The organism is Gordonia sp. CPCC 205333, assembly GCF_048537885.1.
In the GTDB taxonomy this organism is placed as follows: domain Bacteria; phylum Actinomycetota; class Actinomycetes; order Mycobacteriales; family Mycobacteriaceae; genus Gordonia.
Map to the genome: position 1 here is coordinate 326,439 of NZ_JBCLVI010000005.1, position 12,183 is coordinate 338,621.

General features: G+C 61.9%; 13 protein-coding genes and 1 tRNA gene. 9 read left to right on the top strand and 5 right to left on the bottom strand.

Translation table 11 applies throughout. The features are described from left to right. Positions 1 to 51: 51 nt before the first annotated feature. From AAFP29_RS19325 to AAFP29_RS19340, 4 genes are all read right to left on the bottom strand, one after another. The gene (locus tag AAFP29_RS19325; protein ID WP_419219029.1) at positions 52 to 879 is read right to left on the bottom strand and encodes a serine hydrolase domain-containing protein; all 828 of its coding nucleotides are present in this window, start codon (positions 877 to 879) and stop codon (positions 52 to 54) included. Positions 880 to 915: 36 nt separating this feature from the next. Continuing rightward, complete coding sequence (locus AAFP29_RS19330; protein ID WP_419219030.1) at positions 916 to 2,046, bottom strand: NDMA-dependent alcohol dehydrogenase; 1,131 nt, start codon at positions 2,044 to 2,046, stop codon at positions 916 to 918. Positions 2,047 to 2,241: 195 nt separating this feature from the next. After that, positions 2,242 to 3,852, bottom strand: a complete 1,611-nt coding sequence (gene fadD5 / locus AAFP29_RS19335) for a fatty-acid--CoA ligase FadD5 (protein ID WP_419219031.1) — start codon at positions 3,850 to 3,852, stop codon at positions 2,242 to 2,244. Between the two features lie 49 nt (positions 3,853 to 3,901). Further along, entirely contained in the window at positions 3,902 to 4,714 is an 813-nt protein-coding gene (locus AAFP29_RS19340; protein ID WP_419219032.1) for an enoyl-CoA hydratase-related protein, read from the bottom strand. Between the two features lie 193 nt (positions 4,715 to 4,907). Between AAFP29_RS19340 and AAFP29_RS19345 the strand changes: the two genes are divergently transcribed. Next, positions 4,908 to 6,131 (top strand): TetR/AcrR family transcriptional regulator, encoded by a 1,224-nt coding sequence (locus AAFP29_RS19345; protein WP_419219033.1) that lies wholly within the window; start codon positions 4,908 to 4,910, stop codon positions 6,129 to 6,131. Positions 6,132 to 6,136: 5 nt separating this feature from the next. Here the strand turns inward: AAFP29_RS19345 and AAFP29_RS19350 are convergent, their stop codons facing one another. Further along, entirely contained in the window at positions 6,137 to 6,919 is a 783-nt protein-coding gene (locus tag AAFP29_RS19350; protein ID WP_419219034.1) for a hypothetical protein, read from the bottom strand. Between the two features lie 122 nt (positions 6,920 to 7,041). On the opposite strand from AAFP29_RS19350, the gene AAFP29_RS19355 reads away from it, so the two are divergent. The 8 genes from AAFP29_RS19355 to AAFP29_RS19390 all read left to right on the top strand — a co-directional run bounded on the left by AAFP29_RS19355 (position 7,042) and on the right by AAFP29_RS19390 (position 12,089). Further along, positions 7,042 to 8,178 carry an acyl-CoA dehydrogenase family protein gene (locus AAFP29_RS19355; protein ID WP_419219035.1) on the top strand — a complete coding sequence of 379 codons (1,137 nt, stop codon included), beginning with the start codon at positions 7,042 to 7,044 and terminating at the stop codon, positions 8,176 to 8,178. After that, positions 8,135 to 8,869 (top strand): GntR family transcriptional regulator, encoded by a 735-nt coding sequence (locus AAFP29_RS19360; RefSeq protein ID WP_419219036.1) that lies wholly within the window; start codon positions 8,135 to 8,137, stop codon positions 8,867 to 8,869. Before AAFP29_RS19355 ends, AAFP29_RS19360 begins: the two co-directional genes overlap by 44 nt. Positions 8,870 to 8,952: 83 nt before the next feature. Beyond that, positions 8,953 to 9,025: transfer RNA gene (locus AAFP29_RS19365), tRNA-Asn, on the top strand. Positions 9,026 to 9,198: 173 nt separating this feature from the next. Continuing rightward, positions 9,199 to 9,639, top strand: a complete 441-nt coding sequence (locus AAFP29_RS19370; protein ID WP_419219037.1) for a hypothetical protein — start codon at positions 9,199 to 9,201, stop codon at positions 9,637 to 9,639. Between the two features lie 64 nt (positions 9,640 to 9,703). Next, complete coding sequence (locus AAFP29_RS19375) at positions 9,704 to 11,014, top strand: PepSY-associated TM helix domain-containing protein (RefSeq protein ID WP_419219038.1); 1,311 nt, start codon at positions 9,704 to 9,706, stop codon at positions 11,012 to 11,014. Then, positions 11,011 to 11,373, top strand: coding sequence for a hypothetical protein (locus AAFP29_RS19380; RefSeq protein ID WP_419219039.1), 363 nt, complete (start codon positions 11,011 to 11,013; stop codon positions 11,371 to 11,373). Before AAFP29_RS19375 ends, AAFP29_RS19380 begins: the two co-directional genes overlap by 4 nt. Further along, the gene (locus AAFP29_RS19385) at positions 11,352 to 11,492 is read left to right on the top strand and encodes a hypothetical protein (RefSeq protein WP_419219040.1); all 141 of its coding nucleotides are present in this window, start codon (positions 11,352 to 11,354) and stop codon (positions 11,490 to 11,492) included. Before AAFP29_RS19380 ends, AAFP29_RS19385 begins: the two co-directional genes overlap by 22 nt. Before the next feature lie 102 nt (positions 11,493 to 11,594). Continuing rightward, complete coding sequence (locus AAFP29_RS19390; RefSeq protein WP_419219041.1) at positions 11,595 to 12,089, top strand: FBP domain-containing protein; 495 nt, start codon at positions 11,595 to 11,597, stop codon at positions 12,087 to 12,089. Positions 12,090 to 12,183 lie beyond the last annotated feature (94 nt).

Genomic DNA, 12,183 nt, shown 5'->3' on the forward strand with positions numbered 1-12,183 from the left:
GGCCTCACCCTACTCCAAGGTAAGGGTTACCTCATGCTGGGATGTATGCGATTAGCCACCCAGCGCCGTCACCACACGCGTGCTGAAATTGCTCCAGAGCGGTTTCGCCCATGATCCGAATGGGCGGTCGGTAAGAACCACGCAAGCGACATCTAGCACCGGGTCAACCCACATGAACGTCCCCGCCTGCCCGAAGTGGCCGAACGTCGCCGGCGAATTGTTTTCGCCGGTCCAATGCGGCTGTTTCGACGAGCGAATCTCGACACCCAACCCCCAATCGTTTGGGCGATGTTTGCCGTAGCCGGGCACGAATCCGTCGAGACCAGGGAACCGTACCGATGTGGCCGTCGCGTGTAGCTCCGTTGAAATCACCGTCGGCGCGAGGAGATCCGCCGCGAACGCCGACAAGTCCGCCACACAGGACCGCGCGCCGTGTCCGGCCGGCCCGGCCAATACCGTCCGCGACATTCCCAGCGGTTCGCACACCGCGTCACGCAGGTAGTCGGTGAAGTTGATTTCGGTTGCAGCGCTGACGATTTCGGCGAGCAACTCGAATCCCGCGCTGGAATATATCCGCTGTGTGCCAACCGGCGCCTGCACGTCGCGGCTGTCGAAAGCCAGTCCCGAGGCATGCGCCAGCAAATGTTCGATCGTCGCCCCCGGCGGCCCTGCCGCATCGCCGAGTTCGACGGCGCCCTCTTCAACGGCGACCAAGACTGCGTGCGCGACAAGCGGTTTGGTCACCGAAGCCAATTCGAACACAGCGGTGGGATCGCCGAATGTCTCGGCGATCCCACCGCTGTGTTTACGCTGACCCAGGACTACCGCGCCGGCGACGCTGTCGACCGGCCAGTTCTCGAGTTCATCCAGGAGCGTCACGCCAGTGACGTTACCCGCGCGATCAGAGCTCCGAGGTCACCAGTCTTCTTCGGTGTACCGGATGACGCCGCGGATATTGCGGCCTTCGAGCATGTCCGCATACCCGTCGTTGATCTGATCCAGCCGGTACTGGCGGGTGATCATGTCGGCGATATTGAGCTTGCCCGCCTTGTACATCGACAGCAGCAGCGGAATATCCAGCTTGGGGTTTGCACCGCCGAAAATCGACCCTTGAAGATTCTTCTGCAGCAGTGTCAGCATCGCGAGGTTCAGGGTGACCTGGTTTTCCACCATATTGCCCATCCCCGTAAGCACGCAGGTGCCAGCCTTCGCGGTGATACTCATCCAGGTGTCGACATCGGAGCCGTGTACCTCGCCCACTGTCACGATGACCTTCTGGCACATCCCCCACTCGGTGGCGTTGCCAATCTCGTTCATCGCCTCTTCGACGGACGCGAAGGCTTGTGTCGCACCGAATTTCAGCGCCTGCTCACGCTTCCACTCAACCGGATCGATCGCGAAGACATTGCGTGCGCCGGCGATGACGGCACCTTGCAGCGCCGCGGTTCCGACGCCGCCTACGCCGACAATCGCCACATCCTCGCCGGGTCGGACGTCACCACTGCGAGTCGACGATCCATACCCGGTCGGGATGCCACAGCCACACAGTGCCGCGACCTCGAATGGGATGTCCTTGTCGATCTTCACCACGGACGCTTCATGCACCACCATGTACGGCGAGAACGTACCGAGCAATGTCATCGGGTAGACGTTCTCACCAGCGGGAGTCTGGATACGGAAAGTGTGGTCGGAGACCGCTTCACCCTGCAGCAGCATCGCACCGAAGTCGCAGAGGTTGGCGAGCCCCGCCCTACACGACTTACATTTGCCACACGACGGGATGAACGACAGCACAACGTGATCGCCGACCTCGAAATCGGTGACACCCTCGCCGACTTCGGCGACGACACCCGCACCCTCGTGTCCTCCGAGGATGGGGAATCCACCCATCGGGATACCGCCGGTCATCAGATGATGGTCGGAGTGGCACATGCCAGCGGCTTCCATCTTGATTTTGACCTCATGCGCCTTGGGGTCGCCGATCTCGATCTCCTCGATCGCCCACGGTGAGTTCAGTTCCCGCAGCAGGGCACCTTTAGTCTTCACTTCACAAACCTCATTTCACGCTCACGGTCGCGGGAGTACTCCCGCCTACCCTGTGAGCCTAGTCACCGATACGCAAAATTGAAACACGTTACAGTCTGCGTTTTAGGTCGTTCAAGGATCCGACCACGCATTCCGCATATGCCAAAACCGCCGATCGGCACGATTAACCTCGACCGGCGATCTTGATACGGGTAGCTACTGGGCCAGCCCGGCATCCTTGCTGCCGTAGGAGTTTCGCAGTGTCGGCTTGACCACCTTGCCGCCTGCGTTACGGGGCAACTCGTCGACGATGACGAGCTCTTTCGGATGCTTGTAGCGCGCAAGATTCTCATTTAGATAGGGCTCGATCTCGGTGATCGTCAGATCGCCACCATCGGCCACCACGACGACAGCTACCGGAACCTCGCCCCACTTCTCATGCGCTCGCCCGATGACGGCGGCCTCGGCTATCCGCGGATGACCGAACAGGACGTTCTCCACCTCGGCGCAGTAAATATTCTCGCCGCCGGAAATGATCATGTCCTTCGCGCGGTCGACGACATAAATGAAACCTTCGGCATCACGACGCACGAGGTCACCGGAGTGGAACCAGCCACCGGCGAACGCATCGGCGGTCCCCTGCGGGTTCTGCCAGTAGCCGCTCATCATGCCGGGGCCACGGTAGACGATCTCGCCGACCTCACCGTCGGGAACGTCGGCCATCGTCGGGTCGACGATACGGGCTGTCACCGACGGCGCCACCTTGCCGACCGAGCCGATCTTGCGCAGCGCGTCCTTGCCCTCGAGTACACAGGTGATCGGCGACATTTCGGTCTGCCCGAAGACGGCGACGTTCATCGCGTCCGGGAAGGTGTCGTTCATCGCATTGAGCACGGTGTCCGACGCCGGGGCCGCACCCCAGCTGATCACTCGCAGGTTGAGCGCGCGTGGGCGTGCCTGCTGTGCGGCACATACCGCCTGCCACTGCGCGGGCACCAAGAAGATAGAGGTGATCTTCTCCGCCTCGATGACGTCGAGCATGGCATCAGGATCGAAAGCGCCAAGGGGATGAATGACGGTCAACGCGCCGACATAGAAGAGCGGGGTCATCGCCCCGAGTGCGGCGATATGAAACATCGGCGCCACACAGGCACCGATGTCGTCGTGTTGTGTCGAGAGCGCATGCATACAGGTGACCGCCTGTGCCTGCATGTTCTGGTGGGAAAGCATGGCGCCCTTGGGCTTTCCGGTCGTCCCGGAGGTGTACATGATGAGCGCGGTGGTCTCTTCCGGGATGTCGACTACCGGCAGGTCGGCACTGTCTTCGGCAACCAGCTCCTCATAGTCGAGATGTCCGTCACCTGCCGCCGCGCCCACCGCGGTGACCTCGATGATCTCGTCCACCGCGCCGGTCGCGGCTTTCACGCCGTCGGCCAGGGGCGCGAGCATCGTCTCGGTGAGGATCCAGCGGGCACCGCTGTCGGCGACCAGGAAACTCACTTCCGCCGGGCTCATCCGAAAATTGACCGGCACTGGGATTGCGCCGATCAGATTGGCGCCGAGCACCGCCTCGACGTACTCAGTGCGGTTGAGCATGATAATCAGAATCCGGTCGCCGAACTTAACCCCGCGGCGCGCGAGCGCCGCACCGAAACCCGTTGCTCGCCGGTCCAATTCGCGCCAACTCGTGCTTTTGCCCAAGAATCGCAGTGCCGGCTCGTCGCCGATCATCGCCGCGTGCCGTCGGACCTGATTGTTCCAGTGGTTGCGCCGCGAACGCAGCGGCTCGGCATTCAAATCGGTGGCGATATCTATCGTCGATGTCATCGGGTTGTTCTCCTGTGTCAGTTCTGACTTCTGGCGTCTGTGGGTGCGGTCAGTGCGTGGACTTGCCGACGAATGCCGACAGCGCGGCCTGAAACTCCGGCGATTGCAATAGTGTTGCCTGCCCGGACAATTCGCGATCGAGAGCGTCAGGTAATCCGGCAAGGGTGTGTGCGTCGAGGGCGGCTTTGGTCAACCGCATCGCCTGCGGCGACCGGTTGGCCAGTCGGCCAGCCACCTGGCCGACGAGCTGATCCAGCTCGGCGCGCTCGCCGACCACGCGATTGATCAGACCGGCGTCGAATGCGTCTGCGGCCGAGAGCTTTTCGCCGAGCAATGCCATTTCATTGGCACGGGCACGCCCCAGTGCCGCGGCAAACAGCATCGACGCACCGCCGTCTGGCATGAGTCCAATATTGATGAACGCGAGTAGAAAGTATGAGCGTTGCGTGGCGTATATCAAGTCAGCCGCGACCGCGAGCGATGCGCCGATACCGGCGGCGGCGCCGTCGACCGAAGCGATGACAGGCGCACGCACCGCCCGAACCGCGCGGGCCAAGTCGGTGCCACCGGCAATAATCCCGCGAGCCTGCTCGTCGGTCAGTCCGCCGGATGGCTGTTCGGCCGCGGTCGATGCGATGCCGACGACATCGGCACCGGTACTAAATGAACCACCCGCTCCGTCGATGATGACCACCCGAATGGCATCGTCATCGGCCCAGCGTCCCAGCGCATCCTGGATGCGCGCCGATGCCGCCCCGTCCAGGGCGTTCATCCGGTCGGGGCGAGTGATCGTGATCCGCGCGATGCCGTCGGCGGTGACATTGATCGCGATGCCATCGACGACGTCGAGGTTGGTGGTCATATATCCCTCACTGGCGAACTGGCGGAGCGGGCGAATCCCCCGCATCCTTCGCCAGTATTTGTAGCACATATGTGAGCTGGCACACGAGAATATCGACTAACTTATAAGTCAACTTCTAGTTCTGGAACACGTCTTTTGCTACTACCAGTGGAAATTCCACGGGTGAATCGGAACATCAGGTAGCGTTCAATGGGTGCCAGCCGAATCGTCGATACCCGCCACTGGTGCGGGCACCGTCGGTGTGCGTCGGCGCCCCGCCGACCGGCGGGCGATCATCCTCGACGTCGCGGCGCGGACATTCAGCGTGCGCGGCTACCACAGCACCACGCTGGAGGCGATCGCCGCCGAGGTTGGTATCTCGGTCCCCGCGCTGTATCGCCACTTCCCAACCAAGTACGCGTTATTCGCCGAGACCTCCCGGACTCTCGCGGACGTCCTGAAGGGTTCCCTCGCCACGACCCCCGATTCCAGCAACCCCCACACGACGCTCGATAATCTGCTGCGGGCCCTCGCCGAAACAACACTGTCCCACCGAGGTGGAGGTCTGTATCGCTGGCAGTCCCAGTTCCTCGCACCCGACGACGCCGAATACGTTCGCGAAGTAGTCATCGGTCAGCATCGTCGGGTCCGTGCAGCGGTCGTCGCATCGCGTCGCGAACAGCAACTCCCGGCTGCGTCCAAGGCCCAGGCGGACGCACTCGCAGCCGCCGCGATCAGTGCCGCTGGCAGTCCATCGACGCATCGCGCGCCGCTAGCGGCTAAACAAGCCGAACGGATCCTTGTCACGAACTCCGTGCGGATGGTGGGCCTTGATCTCCCGGACGAGGCCGACGCCCGCTCACACCCAACCGAGTCAAGTGGCCTTGCCCCGGCGTCGAAGCGTGAAGTGATTCTGCGACAGTCGATTCCGCTGTTCGCACAGCGCGGGTTTCGCGAGGTGTCCATCGACGACATCGCGCAAAGTTCGGGGCTGCCCGCGTCCGGCGTGTACCGGCACTACGCCAACAAGGCCGCGATTCTGCACACGGCATTCTGGCGCGCGAACGATCGGATGATCGCCGCCATCGACGACGCTCTCGCTCGCGCGAACTCTCCGGTGGACGCGGTTACCCGGCTGGCGGCGAGCTATGTCGAATTATGTTCGGACAGTGCACAACTCGTCGGTGTCTACATGGTCGAGATTGGTAACGTCGCCCCCGATCAGCGGTCCGAGTTGCGTAAACAGCAGCGACGCAACATCGATGAGTGGGCTAGCTGGGTGGTCCAGTCAAGGCCCGTGCTTACCCTCGGGCAAGCACGGTTCATGGTGCATGCCGCATTGAGTATCGCCTTCGATCTGACTCGGGTGCCGCTTCCGGCACCGACCGCACTGGTAAGCGCACTGATCTGCGAATTCCTGCTGGGCGATGCACGATAGCGCGGTTACACGGTCTCCAAGTCGCTGATCAACCAGCGATCACCGTCACGCTTGAGGGTGATCTTCACCCTGGATTGGTATGGGATGCCATCGGGCTCTGACGCCTGCAGATCCGGCACTTTGACCACCTGGTCGAGGGTGACCAGCACTACCGCCTTGTCAGCCGAAAGTAACTGCAGGCCAGCTTCTTTCGATTCCGCAGTGGATTTGCCCCGCGCGTTGGTATTACCTTTGCGAGCGTCCTGCGATGACGTGATATACGAGTCGGCGAACGAGGGTGTCGAGATCCCCCGGATACGCTGATCGAGGTCGGCGTAATTGTCGGGATCGTAGGTGCCGATGGTCGCGGCGTACCGCCGGGCGGCATCCATCGCATCTTTGCCGTACTGCGACGAAGTGCTTGCCGCGGCGAGTTGGTCGCGCGTCTGGTTGTAGCGATAGCCGAAGAAGCCCGCCAGCACCGCCAGCGCGACCACCGCGACGCACAGGCCAATCAGTAGCCCCCGCGCGGCTCGTCCCCCGAACGGGCGTTGGCCCGCTTTGGCCGGCTGCGGATTCAACTTGCGGGGCAACCGGTCATCTGTCTCGTCACCGACGTCGGCCCTGGTGCGCTTCTTCGACAACTTCGCTTGCCGCTTCGCTTCCTTGGCCGCGACCTCGTCGCGCACCTTCGCCCGGTTTGCTCGGTTGGCGGACAGAAATTCGTCCGCATCCGGCGACGTCGGGTCGACCTCCCCGGCATCGTCATCGCCAGTGTTCGCGGCGCCTGGACTTTCGGGTGTGGCCATGGCGACCAATGTAGCGACCGCTACATCTCCACTTCAGCAGCACCGCCAACTATCACATATATGTGATACGGTCTGCCCGATTGAAGGTTGCCGCTTAACAACCATTCGCGGAGAGGAAACACGTGAATTTCACCGACGAACAACGCGCATTCGCCAAGTCTGTGGCGGATTTCTGCCAGCGCGAGGCAGGCACGCGCGCACAGCGCGACCAGCTGACCGGCAATGGAGCCGAACTCCATTCCGAAGAGTTGTATCGCAAGATGGCCGGGCTGGGGTGGGCCGGCATCATCGTGCCCGAGGAGTACGGCGGAGCGGGTGCGGGCAATGTTGAGATGTGCATCTTCCTGGAGGAAACGATGCGCGGGGGCGCTCCGATGGGCGGCGTCGGCCCGACCTTCATCACCGCGGCGGCGTACGCCAAATACGCGAGCGAAGAACTGAAGAAGGAAGTACTCACAGGCGTCACCGCTGGTGACTCACTGGCGATCTCGATGTCCGAACCCGAGGCTGGTTCTGACGTCGGCGCACTGACCTGCCGCGCCGAAAAGGTCGACGGCGGCTGGCTGATCAACGGTCAGAAGACCTGGTGTTCCAACGCCCATTTCGCGAATTCGATTCTACTCATCGCCCGGACTGATCGCGGCGGCAAGAAGCACGAAGGCCTCACTCAGTTCCATATCCCCGCCGGCACAACGGGTTTGAAGATTCAGGGCATCGACACACTCGGCGGACGCGAGGTCAATGACCTCTATTTCACTGACTGCTTCGTGCCCGACGAGCATGTGGTCGGTGAGGTCGACAACGGTTGGAATCAGTTGATGGCCGGCCTCAATATTGAACGGTTGATCCTTGGCGCGATGCAGCTCGGCGTCGCGCAACGTTCCTTCGACGACACACTGAAGTTCATCACCGAACGAAAGCAATTCGGTCGGCCGGTGGGCACATTCCAGGCGCTACGGCACCGGATGGCCGATCACGCAACCGAGATCGAATGTGCCAAGCTCCTCGTCTACAGCCTCGCGGACAAGGCAGATGCCAACCCGGGCAAGATCTTCCCGCGCGAAGCGTCGATGGTGAAGTTGAAGACCACTGAGACGTCGAAGGCGATGACCATCGATGGAATGCAGATGATGGGCGGTTACGGATACGCCACAGAATTCGACGCCGAAAGCCTTATGCGTGGCGCGATCATCTCAACCGTCTACGGTGGCACGAATGAGATCCAGCGCGACGTCGTCGGGAAGACCTTCGGACTCTGAGAGTTCCGCGGCACCCGTGACTATCACCCGCCGTCGGCCGCGACGGCCGCAACTGTCCGACGAGGTTGCGGCCGATCTGCGGCATGCGATTATGACCGCCGAGTTTCGGCCCGGTGAGTACATCCGGATGGACGAAGCAGCCGCCCGGCTGGGCGTCAGCGTCACTCCGGTCCGCGAAGCATTGCTGACGCTACGCGGCGAAGGCATGGTGCATCTGGTCCCCCACCGCGGTTATGCGGTAGCGGAGCTCTCACGTACCGATGTCGGCGACTTGTTCTGGTTGCAGTCCCAGATCGCGGTCAAGTTGGCCCTGCGGATAGCCGACGTTGTGACGGCCGGCGAGCTGGACGAGTTGACCGACTTGAATGATCAACTGCGCCAGGCAATTTCGCGCGGAGCTCACGACCGGGTGATCGAGGCCGAATACGAGTTCCATCGCCGACACAACTTGATCGCCAACAGCGGGAAGCTGAGTTGGTTCCTGATGGGCGCGACGCGATACACGCCGACACAGCTATACGCGAGTGACGCCGAGTGGGGCCAGGTCGCAATCGACAGTCACGATCGACTGATCGTGGCGTACCGCGCGGGCGACCGGGAGCAGATCGTCGCGCAGACGCAACGGCAGTTCGACGATGGCGCGACCCGCCTGCTGGCACACTTGGAGACGACCGGCATCTGGGCTCAATGACCAGGCGTTTTGTCGTCCGGCTCACCCATACGCTAAAGTTTCTTCTCGGTCCGAGTGACATTTTCACAACGGGCCGAGAGTAATCCCCCGTAGCTCAATTGGCAGAGCATTCGACTGTTAATCGAACGGTTACTGGTTCGAGTCCAGTCGGGGGAGCTGAAAAACCGCCTGGTCACAGGCGGTTTTTTTGTTTTCTGGCGTCGCATCGCCGGATAACCGGCGCCACACAGGCGAATGCCGAGGCAGCTCGGTGGCGCGCCGCGTCAGCATCTACCATCCCATCCGTTATACTGTCGATACTGTTTATTGGATCAAATCGGGGACTACTGATGAAACTTGCAACGCGACTCGCGCTGGTGTTGATCGTGGTGTGTTCGCTGGCCGCGATACTCGCGCCGGCCGCTATTGCCGCACCAGCCGGGACCAAGATCTCCGACGCGTGGGTGGTTCGCCTGGACAGCGGGGCAACGCGGCAGTTGGCAGCTGCGCAAGACCCAATCAGCGAGCTGTCCGATGTTGTTTTCGCTCACGACGACGCGCTGCCGAGGCCGGTAGTATCCGCCACGTTCGGCCTGTGGTTGACGTCGTTCTTTGCGAGCGGAACGCTAAAGCATTCGCCGGCGGGGTGCGTGAAGGTCGCCGTTTCGGATGACGGGGTGCCGCTGACGTGGGATCTCCACAATCATTGTCCGTGGCAGGTGTCGTCTGTGAGCCGCGAGAAAGTGACCTCATCCAACTACGGTTGGACGGCGTACCTCCCGGTGAGATGACGGCGGCGGCCGTCCATGACCTCGCCTAAGTAGCTCGCATTTAGGCGATGCTAGCCTAACAGCCGTGTTGGATCATCCCACGTCTGTCGCAGATCCCCGTCTGCCGGCAGCGCCCGACGATGCGGCTTCTCGCGCGACGCCCGGTCGAACGCGCAAGTCGCCGAAACGCAATCGAAAACCGTTGCGGCGCATATTGATTGTCTCGCACCGTTGGCTGTCGATCGTTTTCGGACTGGTGCTCGTGGTGGAATGCACCACCGGGGCGGTCCTTGTTTATGAACCTGAACTGCTTCGCGCCAGCTCGCCGGAGCTCTATCAGTCGACTGCGACGCCGACCCAGGTCGGATTCGATGGCGCGATCGACGCGGTGCGGCGTGCTGATGCCAACTTCGACACGTCCTACGTCTCACTGAAAGACGGCGTCTATCAACTCAGCACCAGCAGTTCGGATGGTGAGACCTATTTCGTTGACGCTGGCACCGGAACAGTCAGCGGCCACGCGAATGTGTACAGCGGCGTCGTCGGATTCGTGGAAAACCTGCATGACTGCGCGCTTAGCTGCGAGGGATACGCCGGCTATCAAGCGTGGCCCGGAAAGCCGTCACCTCTCGCCACATGGGCGCCAACCGAAGGGCTCACCTGGGGCGGATTGACCCTCGCCCTCACTGGTCTACTGGCGATATTCCTGGCGATATCCGGTTTGATTATCTGGTATCCGGGTCTCAAGAAGTGGCGCCACGGTTTTCGCGTCCGTCTTGGCAAAGGCCGGTACGCACGCGACGTCGATCTCCACAACGTGATCGGCCTGATAGCGGTAGTTCCGCTATTGATCTGGGGGCTGACCGGAATGAACTTCGAAGTTCCGGCGGTGTCGAAGTTGTGGCTCGCCACGACGGGCGGCCAGTCAACAGTGGACCAACCATCGACAATGGAGACGGTCGACGCTCGCGCACCCCGTATCAGCATCGACGACGCCATGACCGCTGCCCGAGCAACCTTTACCGGTTCGACGGTGACCTGGGCACAGTTGCCGACACCGACTCAGGAGTATTACTCCTTCTACGTACTCGATGGTCGTCCGGACCTGTGGAAATACAGTTCGAACTTCCACGGCAATCGACTCGTCGGCGTCGACGCCCACGACGCGCACCACGTCGAGGTATTTCAAGGGCGTCCGTCGACGATATCGAACGCGGTGCTCAGTGACTGGGCTCAACCAGCGCTGCACTATGGATTCGCAGTCAATCCGTGGTGGCGGATCGCTTGGTGCGTATTGGGACTCACCCCGCTGCTATTGATGCTGACCGGATTGTCGACCTGGCTCTTCCGCAGACAAGTTGCACGACGCAGGCAGGCCGCACGGCGGTCGGGATGAACGCAACCGTCGGTCTGATCGTCATCATTGCCTGTTGCGGCGCAGCTCTTTACGCAGGCAAGCGCGTCCTGGCAGGACCAACCGGACCATGGCCCGATGTAAGCGGCATAGCACTTGGCACAGTCGTATTCTGTTGGGTCGCAGGCGGATGTTTGTCCTGGTGGTCGGGTCACCCGCCGGCCCGCCCCGGTGTCTTCGTTGGCTATGCGGCGACCGTTGTCCTGCTCAGCGGCGTCGGATTGCGTTGGGCCACAGCGTGTTCGGGACGGAGCGGCGATCTGATCCGCGCAGCGACCTGCACGCTACTGGCGTTCCTGGCGTGGCGTACGGAGCAGGTGTGGCTGATTCCGGTGAGGTAGGGATTCTCGCCGTCACCGCAGCGCGCGACAAACACCTTGCACCGCTGCGCTATGGTGGCCACGTGACCATCCAGCGATTCGAGGAGGCGGTCGGCGCGATTCGCGCCACCACCAGATAGCCGCGCCCCGCAGCCGATCATCGCGATCGGCGGCATCGTCGTACCTCGATTCCCTCTTTCGAAGCTCGCTTCGAAATCACTTTTCCATTGGATGGTCCTTCCATGCACGCATTCACTCAGTCCGAAATCCTCGCTGCCTTTCGCGGCGCCACCCGCAGCGAGGTAAAGCGCGTTTCCTTCGCCGAGAACTTTGACGAGGTCGACTTCGGTCGACTCGAGTTCTATGGCTGGCGCGATCGCAAAATCCCGCGACGGTCCTATGTCGTGGTTGAACGGGAAGACGGCCCGGTCGCCCTACTGCTCAGTCGCGCTGAGGCCAAACCGCGCGGTCGCGCTATGTGTTCGTGGTGCAACGACGTCAACCTCACCAACGAGGCTGTGCTCTACACGGTCGGGCGTGGTGGTTCGGCCGGACGTCGCGGCTCGACGTTGGGAGCGTTGGTATGCAACAACTTTGGCTGTTCGCGCAACGCTCGCCAATTGCCCCCGGCGTATCACAAAGGCACCGATCTGGACGGTCTGCGCGCCGAGCGCATCGCCGACCTTCGGCGCCGGGTCACGTCATTCGTCACCGAGGTGTTATCCACCGAGGATTGACCGCGCGAATATGTCCCGAGGTGAGATCAGACGTCATATAGACATCTGACTCGCGCTCGGGACATATTTCTGCGGGCAGGGCGTCGGGCATCAA

Coding starts and splice junctions, on each gene's coding strand:
- fadD5 (WP_419219031.1), bottom strand. CDS start 3,852: ATGACATCGACGATAGATATCGCCACCGATTTGAATGCCGAGCCGCTG.
- AAFP29_RS19340 (WP_419219032.1), bottom strand. CDS start 4,714: ATGACCACCAACCTCGACGTCGTCGATGGCATCGCGATCAATGTCACC.
- AAFP29_RS19350 (WP_419219034.1), bottom strand. CDS start 6,919: ATGGCCACACCCGAAAGTCCAGGCGCCGCGAACACTGGCGATGACGAT.
- AAFP29_RS19360 (WP_419219036.1), top strand. CDS start 8,135: ATGAGATCCAGCGCGACGTCGTCGGGAAGACCTTCGGACTCTGAGAGT.
- AAFP29_RS19370 (WP_419219037.1), top strand. CDS start 9,199: ATGAAACTTGCAACGCGACTCGCGCTGGTGTTGATCGTGGTGTGTTCG.
- AAFP29_RS19380 (WP_419219039.1), top strand. CDS start 11,011: ATGAACGCAACCGTCGGTCTGATCGTCATCATTGCCTGTTGCGGCGCA.
- AAFP29_RS19390 (WP_419219041.1), top strand. CDS start 11,595: ATGCACGCATTCACTCAGTCCGAAATCCTCGCTGCCTTTCGCGGCGCC.